The following is a 16076-nucleotide window of genomic DNA, read 5'->3' as shown; positions in this document are numbered from 1 at the left end:
ATTGTTTGTTTCTGATATCGGCTAACTGATATATCATGCGCCACCTAGAATTGCCCTTGTTACCTATTCGCTACTATGTCTTCCAACGCGCTCTATACCGATTTATCCGGCTATTACGATTTAATGTGTTCTGATATTAACTACCAGCAACAGAGTGCGAGCATTCATCGTCTGCATCAGTTCCTTGGCAATAACGGTAAACAACACCTTGATTTAGCTTGTGGTACGGGTCCGCATGTGCGGCATTTTATCGATCTTGGTTATCAATGCAGTGGCCTCGATATCAATCAGCCGATGCTCGACATGGCCATGCGCCGTTGTCCCGAAGCCCAGTTTAACCTGCAAGATATGACAGCATTCTATTTAGAAGAGCGCGTCGACTTGATCACCTGTTTTTTATATTCCATTCATTACAGTGCTTGTATCGAACGGCTTAAAAGTTGTATCGCCAGTGTGCACAGTGCGCTCAATGACGGCGGACTGTTTTGTTTTAACACGGTCGATAAACACAGAATCGATAACACTGCCTCGGTTAAGCATTTTGCCGAGTTTGATGGTAGCCATTTCGCCTTTGAATCCGGCTGGCATTACAGTGGTCAAGGCGAGAAACAATCCTTAAAGTTGAGTATTGCCAAAAGCAGTCTGCCGTTTACTGAGGTGTGAGCTTCGCCTTTACCAGTCTCTGATATGAAAGGTTTAGGCTCGCTGGAAGCGGGGTTACACGCCGCAGGTTTGCAGGACGTTGGCTTACAAGAACTACACAGCATTGAGCAATGGCAAGATCAACATGCCATGGTCGCGACTAGCTTCACAGAACTGCAGGAACTGTTAGCACCCTATTTTGAAGTACATGTTTTCGAACATGATTATGAAAGAATCGTCCCGTGGGATTTAGCATCCGGCAACGCGCTGTTTGTCTGCGTGAAGATTTGACCTTCTGTTGAAGGTTGGGCAATTGGGCAATCGTCTTCGAACTTCGTTTGAATTTTCATTCTTTTAACAAGAAAGTCAAAGTCGTTGGGCTCCATCCGTGATTATTCATTAAGCGCAGACCAAAAGGGGAGAAGTACCTGTTCTCCTTTTGGCTTATTTGTAAAATATGGCCGGCATTCTCAACGGATTTGAAAGCCTCTTTTACTCATGGCCAAAGGGGCTATGGCTTTCGAAGTCCTCGATTTACATCCATGTAAAATACTCCTGTTCGGCAATCCTCGTCTCGCTCACAAGCCAGAAAAACACCGATTTTTATTTATCTTGTGGCAACTCTGAGGGAAGGTGTATTTCTGGGTGCCAAGTACCGATGTTTAAATATGTTAGATATAAGAGCCTTACTTGCCCGATCATTTTGTACCCTTCAGCAAACCGCATTTAAACTAGCCAAAAGCGGGATTGGATCACGAAATCAAACCATCGCCAATGAAAGGGACAAAAGTCCGTTTCTTAGCCTTGATTATTGAGTATTTTTATTATCTCGATGTTTAACGGATAAAAAGGATCGCTATATGGACATTATTTCATGGTTTAGTATCAATAATACCTTTGTTAATATTCCTCTGGGCAGTGGCTATGCCATGTCATGGATTGAGATGGTTGGCACTGTATTTGGTTTATTGTGTATTTGGTGTGCAAGCAAAGAGAAAACGATTAACTATTTTTTTGGTTTAATTAATGTGACTTTGTTTGCAATCATCTTTTACCAAATCCAACTATATGGATTATTAATTCTGCAATTATTCTTTTTTGTCGCCAATATCTACGGTTGGTATGCGTGGACTCGTCCCAATACTATTGATGGCGAATCACTACAAGTGCGTTGGCTATCTAAACAAAAACTGCTCATTACTGGCGTAGTGAGTATTGTCGCTATTTGTTTGATGACTATCTTCATTGACCCTTTCTTTGCAGCGTTAGCTAAAATCGCCACTAACACACTCAACGCCTTCGGCAATGATATCGTCCTTAAACCTTTAGATCCTGATGCCTTCCCGTTTTGGGATGCCACAATGACTGTATTGTCAGTGGTCGCGCAAATTCTCATGACCCGCAAGTATGTTGAAAACTGGATTCTGTGGGTTGTGATAAACGTGATTAGTGTTGGTGTGTATGCTGCACAAGGTGTTTACGCCATGTCTATCGAATACGCAATTCTGCTATTCATCGCATTGAATGGCACGCGAGTATGGATGGCAACTGCAAAGTCTAACCAAGCCAAATCCTCAAAGCAGGCGGTGCTATGAACCTACAACCACACATTGGCGTCAGTGCTGACGATATAGCTTCTAGAGTGATTGTGTGTGGTGATCCTGCTCGTGCAGCGCGTATCGCGGGTTGGTGTGAAAACGGCAAACAAGTTGCCAGTAATCGTGAGTTTCAGTTATTTAATGCACGATTTAACGGTATAGATGTCACGATTTGTAGTACAGGCATAGGCGCTGCTTCAATGCTGATCGCATTAGAGGAGCTTAAACAGTGCGGAGTTACTACCATCATTCGTGTTGGATCTGCAGGAGCGTTGCAACACAATATTGGCCTAGGAGAATTGATTATTGCCGAAGGGGCCGTTCGTGACGAAGGGGGCTCCTTGAGCTATCTTCCTGCATCCTATCCTGCTGTAGCCGATCATGCCTTAGTTGCGGCCTTACTTAGTGCAGCTAAGCAACTTCAAAGTAAATATTACTTAGGCTTAGTGCGTTCCCATGACAGTTTTTATACCGACCAAGAGACGGAAATTTGTGAGTTTTGGCACCAGCGTGGTGTACTCGCTGCTGACATGGAAACCTCTGCACTGTTAACGGTCGGGCGTTTCCGTGGTTTGCAGGTTGCATCCATTCTTAATAACGTTGTTCTATTTGAGCAGGAAGTTAAAGAAGGTATTGGTCAGTTTAAACAAGTTAACGGCAGTATGATTGAGGGGGAAAAGCGTTCAGCAATGATTGCGTTGCAAGCGCTAACAAGCCATAGGAGTTAACTTCAACAATCGTAGTCAATGGCGCGCTACTCTATCGATGGAATCTATTTTATGTGCCTCGAATGAGTGGACGCGTTATTGCTGCGGCATGTAAAGTGATGCCATCACAATGATTGGTCACAACAAATGCAGATCGAGCCAAACCCTAATACTCGCTTTTATCCATTCCTTAAAGCACACAGTGAGCAATTTCGGCAGAAATTAATGCACTGTGCAGTCGCTACTCGTCACCTCATCAAAGGTTCTGCTCTGCTAACCCAAGGGCAAGTTGTAGACCATTTATACCTAGTGCCTCACGGCCGAGTCTCTATGAATATTACTGTCGCTAGTGGTAAGCGTTTTCAGCTTGGTGAGGTGCAGTGTACTGAACAAATCTTTGGTGAAATGGAGTTTTTAAATCAAAATCTTTGTCAGTGGAGTGTAGTCGCTGAACAAGATATTGATGTAACGGCTATTTCCGTGGCAAAACTGACGAGATCTTTACAGGCTCATCCTGAAATGGCGATGTTTTTTGCCAGTGCTTTAGCTGATGATTATCAAGACTCCATGGATATCTATACCCAACGATTATTACGGCCCATAGTGTATAACATTGCCTATGATCTATGGATACGAGATAGCAATACTGTTGTCCTTGGTGGTTTTGCTAAAATCGACCCTGAAGCTGAACGTTTTGGTACTATTAGCCGCGTTTATCGACGAGCAGTGAAAGAGTTAGTTGTTCGTGGCTTAGTCCGGAAACAAGGGGCACATTTGGAAATTTTAGATCGCCAAGGTTTAAAAGCCTTTCTTGATGACAGTAGCCATAATGATTTGTAGTCAGATTATATGTGCCTGTGAGTGTGGTAAAACGAATTTATATTAGTAAATAAGTTAGACAATAATTTTGATAACGTTACTTCGCGATAATTATTCCCATAATAGATAATGCTTAATTTTTCTAAGTTAAGTTAGGCTAAGTTAATTTTAGCCGTATCGTTTAAGTCCTATTTATAAAGGAAAATGTATTTTCCTTTAGCCTGTTTCATCATCCATGATATCTCAATGGCATTCTTATTCGAGCACTTCGACTACTTCGCAGGGGAAGATGCATTGCTTGAATTTAGGTGTTGTTAGCTCCCAAAAACAAAATGAGTCTTGGGTGCTCTGTCTTTTCAATTCTCTTTTCATACTTTTGTGATGATGGCTGGCGGCTGATTTCGTGCTTCAATGTACGGTAAAGCGAACGCTATTATTGATGGAATGACTGGCAGCATGGAGAGTTGATATGAAGCAACTAGCAGAGAACCTGTGGATTTTTGATGGTGAAGCCGTACCATTTTTTACCTTGCCCTATACCACACGGATGACAGTGATCCGTTTGAATAATGGCGCTTTGTGGGTACATAGCCCAATTAAACTCACCTCTGAAGTTCAAGCACTGGTCGAAGCGTTAGGCGAAGTTCGTTATCTTATTGCGCCTAACCACTTGCATCACTTGTTTTTAAAGGACTGGCAGCAAGGTTATCCGCAGGCCCAAAGCTTTGGCACTGCAGAAGTTCAAACAAAGCGGCCAGATCTTCACTTTGACGGGCTGTTCACCGCTCAATTTCATGCCATGTGGGCGACTGATATTGACCAAATATTATTTACGGGCTCTCATTTCATGCAGGAATGTGTGTTCCTTCATAAAGCATCGCGTACTTTGATTGTGACGGATCTTATCGAGAACTTTTCACCCGAATCTTTTAATGCCTTGCAGCGGTTATTGGCTCGCGGAGCGGGAATACTCGCTCCAAACGGTAAAATGCCCTTAGATTGGCGCTTAAGTTTTATGTTTGCTAAGACACAAGCGCGCAGTCATATTGATAAAATATTAGCTTGGGAGCCAAAAGCCATCATCATGGCCCATGGTCTTATTATCGAGAATGATGCAACGGCATTTTTGGAAAAATCATTTTCTTGGGTAAATAGGGAAGGATAATATTATTATTTTCCCCAATATCATTTTAGCGTTTAAACCGCTATACATTATCAGCGAATAAAAGGTGGACACTTTATAGTTGAATTCGGGAGTTAACTATCTGCAATATTATTTAAAATTAACCAGAGCGACATGAATGATGACTAATTTGTGAGATGTTGTAGGTTGATGGGATGTAGCTGGTTTGTGAATATATTCCTTATCTATGAAATAGTTACAATGCAATAGGCAATAAATACATTCGCCAGAGGGAGTGCAACTTACAGCTATTAATATATAAGTGATTTTAGCTGTTATTTTAGACGGTTTTTCTTCATTTTAAATTGTCTTAGTTAAGGTATGGCATTGATAGTAATGTTTTTTATTAACTTCCTTAAATCTATTTAGCTTGAGTTCGATAAGTCTGGCATTACTTTTGTAATGTACTTAGCGTATTTAAATAATTAACTAGGAGTACATTATGAAAAATACCATTCTTACTTTGGCCGCCATTATTTCTTTAGCCTCTGTTAGTGTTTACTCTCATGCAGAGAACATGAAAAATAATGATGTCGCAGAAAATGGCATTTATGTTGGTGCTAACTATGGTTATTTAAAAGTCGATGGTAAAGATGACTTCGATGACAATAGCGATGTTATTCAAGGGCTTGTTGGTTATCGCTTCAACCAATATTTAGCTATCGAAGGCGGATACGTCAACTTCGGTGATTATGGTAATAGCTTATCTAATGCAGAAACAGATGGTTATACCGCTGCGCTAAAAGTCTCATATCCCATTGTAAATCGCGTTGAGTTGTACGCTAAAGGTGGGCAACTATGGTATTCCACTGATTATGATGTGTTAGGTTTTTCTGGAAATAAAGATGATGAAGGTGTGTTCGCCGGTGCCGGTGTCGCATTTAAAGTCACAGATCGATTCTTAATTAATGCCGAGTACACTTGGTATGATGCAGGAATTACCGTTGAGAATGTTAGCAACGGTGCAGATACAGACACAGACTTTAAACAAGCCAGTTTAGGTGTTGAATATCGATTCTAATTATTCGTTTTTGATATTTATAATTTAATAATTAATTATCTAGGTGTGACACGCTAAGTGTCACACCTTTTTTATATGATTAATATGTCCCTCATAGTTTTTTATTTTTAAATCAAAGTGGTAGGGCTTACTCCCTGATTCGACTGACGCTATCTCGGCATCTGATAGGCAGGATGCCAGAATGTCGTGAAGTGCATGGATACACGAGAACGACCATGCCTCGCTCACGCAACGAACGCAAATGCCCTGCGGCAACTCCGAGGGGAGGTGAACTTCTGTCACCGCTGTGTTGGCCGCAATCCCAAGAGAGTAATGCATGTCCCACCTTTGCCGTCTAAATTTTATTTTTACTTTTTTGGTTGAAAATGCGACATAGTATATTGAATGCTCTATTCAGCATAAGATAATGTATAAGCACTTAGGAAATGCTTGGTGTACTTGAATGAATCAAAATTAGAGTGCACCATTCACGGATGAAAAACTAATCAGTAGTCTCTAATGTTCTTGATAAGTTAATTTCAGCCAGTTATTAAAAATGTTTTTAATAAATTGAATATGGGATAAATATGACAAGAAAAAAAGAGTCATTAGCAATAGACAAGATTTTTGAGGAAATTAGTGACTTTCTCATTATTGGTTTGACTGGCAGAACGGGTTCAGGTTGTTCAACTTCTGCCAAAATTCTATCTGCTGAAAGCTTAGATTTACCCGATCCTGGACAGTCTCATTTTGTCGGTAATGAGCAGAGGAAATATAGGATTATAAAAAAATATATTGAAAGTAACAGAAAACCATTTGAATGGCTTCAAGTTAGAAAAATTATAACGAGTTATATATTAAAGTTGAATTTCTCGTCATTCTGTATGTTGGTTAGTGATATTTTAAATGTTGAATTAAGTTTGGTTTCTGAAAATCTTGCTGACTTCAAAAGTGAATACATCAAGTCTAGTGATAGAGTTAATTCGTATTTTGAGACGGATGTAAATACAGTTGAGAGCTTAAATGCAGGTAAGTTAGAATGTTATGATATATTTTTTAAATGGTTGCCAGGTTTTTCGAATGAATTGAAATCTAGATTGTTAGGGATACAATCTGGTGGATATACTAAAATATATCAAGTCGTTGGAGATAACATTAGGTCCTCAGGAACTGCTAACATTAAGGAGTTTAATCAAAAATTCATATTTTCTTTCCCAACTATGATAAATAGGATAATAAAATCAGCTCGATATGTATGTAGTATGGATGCTAAACCATGTAATATAGTAGTTGACGCTATTCGTAATCCATATGAAGCCGTTTATCTTAGAGATAGGTATTCTGGATTTTATCTTATGTCAGTAAATACTGATAACGATAATCGTTTGAAATATTTAATGGAAAGTCATAAGTTTACATCAAGTCAAATTAAAGAGTTAGACAGTAAAGAGTATCCTGAAAAGTTGTCTGGTTACAATAAATATATTTCTCAGAATATTCAAAAGTGTATTGAGCTTGCGGATATACACATAAATAATCCTCGTGAAAACCAATTTGGGCATAGTGAGTTAAGGGCTCAGTTGGCTTGGTATGTGGCTTTAATGCTGCATCCTGGTTTAGTCATGCCAACATCAACAGAAAGCTGTATGCAGATAGCATATAGTGTCAAGCAGAACTCGGGATGTATTTCTCGTCAAGTTGGTGCTGTTGTTACCGATGAAAGATATTCAGTTAAAGCCGTTGGGTGGAATAATACGGCAGAAGGTCAGGTTCCATGCTTGTTGAGAAGTGCTGAGGATTTATTAAATGGATTCGATGAGGCCGCTTATAGTAAATATGAAAAGAATAATATTGAATTTAGAGATGTTCTTCATGAAAAATTTAACTTAATTCGTAGATATAGTCATCTCGATGGACGTAATCTATCTTTTTGTTTTAAAGACCTTCAGAATCAAGTTGAACAGAAGAAAAATCAAGTACACACACGTTCTTTGCATGCGGAAGAAAATGCTTTTTTACAGATATCTAAGAATGGCGGGCAAGGAGTTAAAGGAGGTATTTTATTTACAACTGCTAGCCCATGTGAGCTCTGTGCTAAGAAAGCTTATCAATTAGGAATTTCTAAAATTGTATTTATAGACCCATATCCAGGGATTGCAACTCCTCATATTATTTTGTGTGGTGCTCATCCTCCTAAGCTTGAATTATTTAGAGGAGCTTTAGGGAGAGCTTTTTATCAATTATATCAACCTATCATGCCATATAAAGATGAACTTGAAGTCTTACTGGACATAAAAGGTGGGGTTGATAAAAAGGATATAACAATTCGCAGACTCAAGACAGAGGCTGAAATCCTTACTTCAGAGAATGAAAATCTAAAAGAAACAATTATGAAATTACAACTAACGATTAGTAGTGAAAAGTGGCCTTGTTTCCTAAATAGGTTGAACTAAAACCGTAGCCGCAGATCTGATCGGCATCGCCTATCAACTTACCCATCAACCGTGTCAAAACCTCACTATAAAACAACCAACTGGAAGCAATACAACCAAGCCTTAATCAACCGCGGTTCACTTACCTTCTGGATTGATGAGGATGCAATTGCTAAGTGGAAAGCCAAAGTCGAGCAGCCCAAGAAAGGTCGCCCTCGAGTGTTTAGCGACTTGGCCATTACCACTGCGTTGATGGTCAAGCGTATTTTCTCTATGCCACTGCGAGCCTTACAAGGCTTCATCAATTCAGTGTTTAAACTGGGTGACATCCCATTATCTTGCCCGCATTACACCTGCATCAGTAAACGCGCGAAAACGGTCAATATTGCTTTTAAAACCAAGACTCGCGGCGCCATTAAGCACTTAGCTATCGACTCAACAGGCTTGAAGGTCTATGGCGAAGGTGAGTGGAAAGTGAAGAAACATGGTACAGATGGAAAGCGCCGAGTGTGGCGTAAACTGCATATTGCCGTAGATACACATAGCCATGAAATTATTGCCGCAGAACTCAGTTTATCAGGTGTCACAGACGCTGAAGTGATGCCCAATTTACTTAAGCAAACCCATCGAAAAATCCGTAATATCTCGGGTGATGGTGCTTACGACACGAAAGCCTGTCACGAAGCCGTTCGTCGAAAACGCGCTTTAGTGCTCATTCCACCTAGGGAAGGTGCTGCGCTATGGGAACAAGGGCATCCACGAAACTTAGCCGTCAGTTGGCAACAGCTTCATGGCTCAAATAAGCAGTGGAAAAAACGGTATGGTTATCATCGCCGTTCAATCTCAGAAACCGCCATGTACAGGGTAAAACAACTGCTAGGAGGCACGTTGAGCATGCGGAATTATAACGCTCAGGTGGGAGAAACTTACGCGATGATTAGGGCTTTGAACAAGCTTACTGGGCTAGGTATGCCTGAAACCCACTATGTAGCTTGATATTTGAACAATGATGAGAGTTTTGTTCGCTGACTCGATTTAGGAAACAAAGCCGTGAAAAGTAATAAATAAACTTATATTCTATTTTTTGGTCTTAAATTTAGTTCTTTGGTGTTTAACGAGTCACCCATTGTTAAATTTGCAAAGTATATGCTTGTAAAAAGGCATACAGATTACTAGATGGGTTGGCGGGATTAAGCATTGGCATGGAAGTGACCGTTGACGGCATGGATGCCGTCGTCGAGCCCTCATGGATGAGTTCATGGCGTGTCACTGGAATGACAGTGCTTAATTATCAGCGATGTATTGGTTAAGTTTGTGAATGACTTAAACAAAAAGGCGCCTAAGCGCCTTTCTGCTCTTTGGGAAAGGGAAAACTCCTCATCCCACTATGATTTGATTAAACAATCAGATCATACTCTTCCCGTAGGATCTTGATGATATCTGCCTTTGGATTCGCTGGCAGCGGGATTGGAGCGCCAGTCACTTTCTCGGCAACGCCGGTGTAAGTGCGTGACACTTGCATCATGGCCTCAAGTGGCAGGTCATTATCGCGGGCTAGGGCTTCACGCTCTGGCATTCTGTCTTTGTTAAGCAGCACATCTGGATCGGGGAAATGATTCAGCAAGAACTGGCGGAAACCTTCTTTAGAGTTTTCCAAAATCTTGCCATCGCGGTAGGCGGCGCCGTCCCAAATACGTGATGAATCTGGGGTGCCGACTTCATCCATGTAAATCAGTTTTGAGTTGCCATCTTTGTCAGTCACATAACCGAACTCAAACTTAGTGTCGACAAACACTTGGTCAATGTCGGCCAGTGCTTTTGAAATCACTTTAAAGCCATCTTTTAACAGCTTCTCGTACAGGTCGATATCTTCTAACTTTTCAAAGCCAAAGGCTTGGTAATTGGCTTCGATGTCGCTGCGGCTGATGTTCACGTCATCTTGGGCTGGCACGCCTGGGATGCCGGTTAAAATGCCCTTAGTCGATGGGGTGATTAACAGCTCAGGTAGCTGTTGATCTTTTTCTAAGCCTTCTGGCAGTGTGATGCCACAGAATACTCGCTCGCCTTTTGAGTAAGCGCGCCACATTGAGCCTGTGATGTACTGGCGGCAAATAGCTTCGACTTTAATAGGGCGAGCTTTTTGGACTATCCATACGAACGGGTGCGGGATATCCAAAATATGGCTGTCGGCTAGGCCGTTTTCGGCGAACAGTTTAAACCAATGGTTAGATATCGCGTTTAATGCTGCGCCTTTACCGGGAATGCCTTTGAGGCCGCCTTCACCGTGGAAGATACAGTCGAAGGCCGAGATACGGTCGCTGATCACCATGATGGCGAGCGGAGTATCTTCGGGGACGTTATAACCTTTAGTGGTAATTAAACGGCGGCTGTCGGCGTCGGTTAGCCAGTAAACGCTGCGAACCTTGCCGCTGTGGACTGGGCTGTCGGAGCGGATAGGCAAATCGTTATTGATGGCAAGTACGGAATCAGCAAGACTCATGACGAGTATTCCTTAGGATAGAGAGTGTAGGGATAAGGTTTTTATAAGTGTCGGTTTGCAGATGGACTATGGCGTTAGCAACAGCCAGATTTATTGCAACCGCTTTATTATTCGCGCGTGGCTTAGGGCGTAAAGCGTTCAGCCAGTTTGCGGGATTTGATGTTAAATCTTGAACAGCAAAAGTGGTATTTTCGGGCGGAGTTTGAATTGTGTCAGCTGGAGATAATGCAAGGGATGGAACAAACGCAGGGCAAAGTTGGCACCACAGTGAAAGTGGTCTGCGAAAGCGGGCTGGGCCCGTGCCATTTTGCTCGAAAATGCTAACCATTAATCCGAGAGAACCTTGTGCTAGACTGCCGCGAAAAAGTGGCGACATTTTACCTTTATTGACAAAATTTGCCACGGCTATTTGCATTGTTCTTCGTATCGCTCTTGGTATTGCTCTTTACATAGTACTTCGCAGCGACTCTAGTGGCCGCCAGGATTTACCTCGCAATAACGTACTAAAGCGAAACGATGGGTGCCATGTTTGATACAAAAATCGGATATTGAAAGGCTGTATTTTAGCTTGCTGATGTGCGAGCTTATGACGCAGTTGCAGCCCACAAGACCATCAAGCCAAATATCCAATGGAGGGAATATGAGCACAAGTCATCCACATCCAGATAGCGACAGAGAATTGATATTAGAGCGGATTATCGACGCGCCGCCGGAAAAACTGTTCCGCGCGTGGACCGAGCCTGAGCTTCTCAAAATTTGGTTTACGCCAAGACCGTGGACTGTGGCTAGCGCGACCTTAGATGTGCGTGCCGGTGGTTCAAATGTGATTGTGATGCGCAGCCCTGAGGGGCAGGATTTCCCGAATCGCGGCGTGTATCTCGAGGTGGTTGAGAATGAGCGTATCGTATTTACCGATGCCTTTACCGAGGCATGGGTGCCGTCCGACAAGGCCTTTATGACAGCAACCATCACCTTTGAACCTGTGGACGGTAAGACAAAGTACACTGCGCGGGTGCTGCATTGGAATAGCGAAGATAGGCAGAATCATGAGGATATGGGGTTTCATCAGGGTTGGTCTAAGGCGACCGATCAGCTTGAGGAACTCGTCGCGAACATTTAGCCGGTGAGTCTCAAGCCTCGTATCAGAGAGTAAACAATAAGCAGTACCTAGCCCAATTGCCCTGCATTATCATATTGTTGGGGATTGGGCAGGATTAGAGGTGTTATGTCGTCACAGAAAGAAGTGCCAGTGCTTAAACAATCGGTGCTTGCGCCATCGCAACTCGCGCAAAGCGCAGTTTTGCAGGGCAATAGTTTTTTATCAAAACAGTTCAATGGTTTGTCGGAATTAGCCCAAGAGCTACAGGGCATAGAGTTTGAGGATTGCTGCTTTCAAGACTGCCATTTTAGCGAGAGCGTTTTTCGTAAATGTAAGTTTATCGATTGTCGCTTTGTACGCTGCAACTTGAGCTTAGTGAAAGTGCCCCAGTGTCAGTTCAGCGGGGTCGAGTTTGAAGAGTGTAAGTTAGTCGGTATCGATTGGACCCGCGCCGCATGGTCGCGTTTATCCTTTGCCGCGCCCTTTTCCTTTAAGCAATGCATTCTAAACGACTGCTCATTTTTAGGCTTGTCCCTCGATGAAATCATCATCGAAGAGTGTAAGGCCCACGATGTGGATTTTCGCGAGGGCAGCTTTAATCAAGCTAATTTCACCTACACGGATTTTAGTCATAGTCTGTTTGGTCGTAGTCATCTATTGGAGGCGGATTTTAGCGAGGCCTCCAATTACGATATCGACATTTTTAACAATAAAATCAAAGGCGCTAAGTTTAGCCGCGACGAAGCGATTCGCCTGCTCAATTGCCTCGATATAGAGTTAATGGATTAATGCGATTGTAATCAGTTTGGGCCCGCTAGTGCGATGTTCTTATCCTGCTAGGGTTATCGCAATTGATTGAAATGTCAGTTTTCTTCTAAGCCGCCAGTGTCCAAGCTGGCGGCTTTTTTCTGCCTTCTCCGTCGATGTAAAGCCTGTTCCCAATAAGCCTGTTGATCTTATTCACGTATTTCAACGTCAGTCTTAGGTTTTAGTTGCGATAGATCACACCGAGCTTCCCCATGTGGTTTACCACAATATCCGCCTACCTCTTTCGGGATAACAATCTTTGTGGATGAGCAGTGTATTCAGCGGATGCTGGTATATCAGAAGATATGGCGGTGCTGTTTTAATGCTTTTATAACTAAAAAAGTAATCAAATCAGTGAGCAAACCTCTGCTCGATGGCGCCACAAATGGCGACTGACGGGTGGGATGAGCGTGATGGAGGTAACCATGATTGAGCTTAATAGGCGAACCTTTTTAAAGGGAGCGGGAGCGAGCAGCGCCACGTGTGCGTTAGCCAGTCTGCTGCCGGGCAGCTTAGCGGCATTAGAGAATAAGCAGCTAAAGGGCATGGGCAAGGAAATTGCCAGTATTTGTGAAATGTGTTCGACTCGCTGCCCGATTTCGGCGCGGGTGATTGAGGGCAAAAACGTCTTCATTAGTGGCAACAAGGCCGCTAAATCCTTTGGCGGTAAAGTGTGTGCCCGTGGCGGCGCAGGCCATAGTTTATTGTACGATCCACAGCGTATCGTTAAACCGTTAAAGCGGGTCGGCGAACGTGGCGAAGGCAAATGGGCCGAGATCAGTTGGGATGAGGCTTATCAACTCATCGCCGAAAACCTAAATAAAATCAAAAAAGAACATGGCCCAGAGGCAGTGGCATTCTCGTCAAAATCGGGCTCACAAGAAAAGCATTTGTTTCACCTCGCGACCGCCTTTGGTAGTCCCAATACTTTTACCCACGCTTCAACGTGTCCCGGCGGTTATGAAATTGCCGCTAAGGCTATTTTTGGCACTAAGGTCAAACGTGATTTAAGTAACTCTAAATACATCATTAACTTCGGCCATAACCTGTACGAAGGCATTAATATGTCCGAAACCCGCGGCATGATGGCGGCGCAAATGGACAAAGGTGCCAAGCTGGTGGTGTTCGAGCCAAGATTCTCCGTCGTGGCCGATAAAGCCGATGAATGGTACGCCATTCGCCCCGGCACTGACGTTGCCGTCGCCTTGGCGTTATGCCATGTATTGATTGAAGATAATCTTTACGACAAGGCATTTGTCACGCGCTATGTGGAAGGCTTCGAAGCCTTTGCCGCCGAAGTGAAAGCTTATACCCCTGAATGGGCCGAAACCATTTCCGATGTACCTGCCAAAGACATTCGCCGCATCGCCCACGAATATGCGGCAAAAGCGCCCCATGCCGTGGTCGATTTTGGTCACAGAGCCACCTTCACCACCGAAGAGTTTGAGATGCGCCGCGCCCTGTACGCCGCCAACGTCTTGATTGGTAATATTGAGCGCAAGGGGGGGATTTATATCGGCCAGAAACCCGGTGATTACAACAAGCTTGCCGGTGAAGCGGTTGCGCCCGTATTGGCCAAACCCGGCGTGAAAGACATGCCAAAACCAGCAGCGAAACGAATCGATCAGGTGGAAGAACAGTACGCCATGATGTGGACATCGGGCGGCGTCTACCAAACCATTCTCGATGCCACTTTAAGCGCTGTGCCTTACCAGTTACACGGCTGGGTGATGTCACGCACTAATCCAATGCAAACCATGACAGACAGGGCGCGCGTTGTTGAAGCCATGAAAAAGCTCGACTTTATCGCCGTGTGTGATGTGTATATCAGCGAAACCGCCGCCTATGCTGACGTGATTTTACCTGAGTCAACTTATCTTGAACGTGATGAAGAAATTGCCGACAAATCCGGTAAAAATCCCGCCTATTATGTGCGCCAACGAGTCGTTGAAACCTTAGGTGATACTAAGCCTTCTTGGCAGATCTTTAAGGATGTGGGTGTGGCTATGGGCCTTGGCGAGTTCTATCCATGGGAAAACATGGAAACCCTGCAAATGCTGCAGGTGAACCGCGACACTGACCTGCTGCGCCGGATCAAAGACGAAGGTTTTGTGAGCTTCGGTAAGCCAATTATGTTGTGCGAGCCTAAGATGGTTGCCGAGTTTATTAAGGCATACCCCAATGCGCGACCTGCCGATGAAGACGGCACTTACGCCAGTGCACTCACCTTTAAAACCCCGAGTGGCAAGATTGAACTCACCTCCGCGAAAGTGGAAGCCATGGCTCCGGGCCGTGGGGTGATCAAGTTCCGCGAAGTGCATCTTAAAAAAGCAGACGAGCTGTACTTTATCCAAGGCAAAGTGGCGGTGCACACCAATGGCGCCACCCACAATGTGCCTATGTTGGCGAACTTGATGTCGGATAACGCTGTGTGGGTTCACCCCGTCACTGCGGGCAAATTAGGGATCAGCAATGGCGACCCAATCCGCCTCACCAGCAGTGTTGGCACAGAAGAAGGCCATGCCTTAGTCACGCCGGGCATTCGCCAAGATACAGTGTTTGCTTACATGGGCTTTGGTTCTAAAAACAAAGAGTTGGTCAGAGCAACGGGCAAAGGTATCCACTGCGGTAACTTACTGCCGCACGTTACTGCTCCTGTGTGTGGCATGACAGTGCACACCACGGGCGTCACGCTGGCAAAGCGCTAATCGGAGGCTTAAATGAATAAACGATATGTAATGGTGCACGACGAGAACAAGTGCATCGGCTGCCAAGCTTGTAACGTGGCGTGTCGCAGTGAAAATGGCGTACCCGAAGGCGTTACTCGTCTGCAAGTGCGTGTGGAAGGCCCCTTCGGTGAGATGCCCAATCTGCATTTCAAATACCACAGGGTATCTTGCCAGCAATGTGAAGATGCGCCCTGCGTTAAGGTGTGCCCAACGGGCGCGGCCTATGTGGGTGAAGACGGCATTATCTCTATCCATACCGAGAAGTGTGTTGGCTGTATGTACTGTGTGGCAGCGTGCCCTTATAAAGTGCGCTTTATGAACCCAGAAACCAAGGCGGCGGATAAGTGTAACTTCTGTAAAGACAGTCGTTTAGCGCGGGGCGAAGAGCCAGCGTGTGTGACTGTGTGTCCAACCGATGCCTTAGTGTTTGGCGATGCTAATGATCCGCAGAGTGAAGTGGCCATCATGCTCAACACTAAAATTACATACCAAGATAAAACCCATTTGGGCACTAAACCTAGGGTATATCGCGTTCCTACCAAAAGAGGGGGGATTTGATT

13 protein-coding genes and 1 pseudogene are annotated in these 16076 nt (G+C 43.9%); 12 read left to right on the top strand and 2 right to left on the bottom strand.

What is annotated here, in order from left to right:
• Positions 1–75 precede the first annotated feature (75 nt).
• The 8 genes and pseudogenes from DYH48_RS18720 (at position 76) to DYH48_RS18680 (ending at position 9377) form a co-directional block, all read left to right on the top strand.
• Positions 76–933, top strand: a pseudogene (locus DYH48_RS18720) (class I SAM-dependent DNA methyltransferase).
• Positions 934–1502: 569 nt separating this feature from the next.
• Positions 1503–2237: a nicotinamide riboside transporter PnuC gene (gene pnuC / locus DYH48_RS18715; RefSeq protein WP_006083229.1), complete on the top strand. Its 735-nt coding sequence runs from the start codon at positions 1503–1505 to the stop codon at positions 2235–2237.
• Positions 2234–2968 carry a nucleoside phosphorylase gene (locus DYH48_RS18710; protein ID WP_115335604.1) on the top strand — a complete coding sequence of 245 codons (735 nt, stop codon included), beginning with the start codon at positions 2234–2236 and terminating at the stop codon, positions 2966–2968. The genes pnuC and DYH48_RS18710 overlap by 4 nt, the downstream gene beginning before the upstream one ends.
• A 126-nt stretch (positions 2969–3094) precedes the next feature.
• Positions 3095–3787 carry a Crp/Fnr family transcriptional regulator gene (locus DYH48_RS18705; RefSeq protein WP_006083227.1) on the top strand — a complete coding sequence of 231 codons (693 nt, stop codon included), beginning with the start codon at positions 3095–3097 and terminating at the stop codon, positions 3785–3787.
• A gap of 448 nt (positions 3788–4235) precedes the next feature.
• Positions 4236–4931 carry a DUF4336 domain-containing protein gene (locus DYH48_RS18700; protein ID WP_115335603.1) on the top strand — a complete coding sequence of 232 codons (696 nt, stop codon included), beginning with the start codon at positions 4236–4238 and terminating at the stop codon, positions 4929–4931.
• A 460-nt stretch (positions 4932–5391) separates the two neighbouring features.
• Positions 5392–5970, top strand: coding sequence for a porin family protein (locus DYH48_RS18695; protein ID WP_115335602.1), 579 nt, complete (start codon positions 5392–5394; stop codon positions 5968–5970).
• A gap of 566 nt (positions 5971–6536) precedes the next feature.
• Positions 6537–8402 carry a cytidine/deoxycytidylate deaminase family protein gene (locus DYH48_RS18690; protein ID WP_115335601.1) on the top strand — a complete coding sequence of 622 codons (1866 nt, stop codon included), beginning with the start codon at positions 6537–6539 and terminating at the stop codon, positions 8400–8402.
• Positions 8403–8453: 51 nt separating this feature from the next.
• Positions 8454–9377 (top strand): IS5 family transposase, encoded by a 924-nt coding sequence (locus tag DYH48_RS18680; RefSeq protein WP_012088175.1) that lies wholly within the window; start codon positions 8454–8456, stop codon positions 9375–9377.
• A gap of 400 nt (positions 9378–9777) precedes the next feature.
• On the opposite strand, the gene DYH48_RS18675 is transcribed toward DYH48_RS18680, so the two are convergent.
• Both DYH48_RS18675 and DYH48_RS24135 read right to left on the bottom strand, forming a co-directional pair.
• Entirely contained in the window at positions 9778–10881 is a 1104-nt protein-coding gene (locus DYH48_RS18675) for a phosphoribosylaminoimidazolesuccinocarboxamide synthase (protein WP_115335600.1), read from the bottom strand.
• Complete coding sequence (locus DYH48_RS24135) at positions 10868–11296, bottom strand: hypothetical protein (RefSeq protein WP_115335599.1); 429 nt, start codon at positions 11294–11296, stop codon at positions 10868–10870. Before DYH48_RS24135 ends, DYH48_RS18675 begins: the two co-directional genes overlap by 14 nt.
• 225 nt (positions 11297–11521) lie before the next feature.
• Between DYH48_RS24135 and DYH48_RS18665 the strand changes: the two genes are divergently transcribed.
• The 4 genes from DYH48_RS18665 (at position 11522) to DYH48_RS18650 (ending at position 16074) form a co-directional block, all read left to right on the top strand.
• On the top strand, positions 11522–12001 hold the full coding sequence (locus DYH48_RS18665; RefSeq protein WP_115335598.1) for an SRPBCC family protein: 480 nt from the start codon (positions 11522–11524) through the stop codon (positions 11999–12001).
• A gap of 105 nt (positions 12002–12106) precedes the next feature.
• Positions 12107–12769: a pentapeptide repeat-containing protein gene (locus tag DYH48_RS18660; RefSeq protein ID WP_012196610.1), complete on the top strand. Its 663-nt coding sequence runs from the start codon at positions 12107–12109 to the stop codon at positions 12767–12769.
• 443 nt (positions 12770–13212) lie between these two features.
• Positions 13213–15495: a thiosulfate reductase PhsA gene (phsA, locus tag DYH48_RS18655; protein WP_115335597.1), complete on the top strand. Its 2283-nt coding sequence runs from the start codon at positions 13213–13215 to the stop codon at positions 15493–15495.
• 12 nt (positions 15496–15507) lie between these two features.
• Positions 15508–16074 (top strand): 4Fe-4S dicluster domain-containing protein, encoded by a 567-nt coding sequence (locus DYH48_RS18650; RefSeq protein WP_113940053.1) that lies wholly within the window; start codon positions 15508–15510, stop codon positions 16072–16074.
• Positions 16075–16076: the final 2 nt, after the last annotated feature.

Source organism: Shewanella baltica, assembly GCF_900456975.1.
Lineage (GTDB): Bacteria > Pseudomonadota > Gammaproteobacteria > Enterobacterales > Shewanellaceae > Shewanella > Shewanella baltica.
This window is presented reverse-complemented; position numbering and strand designations above follow the sequence as displayed.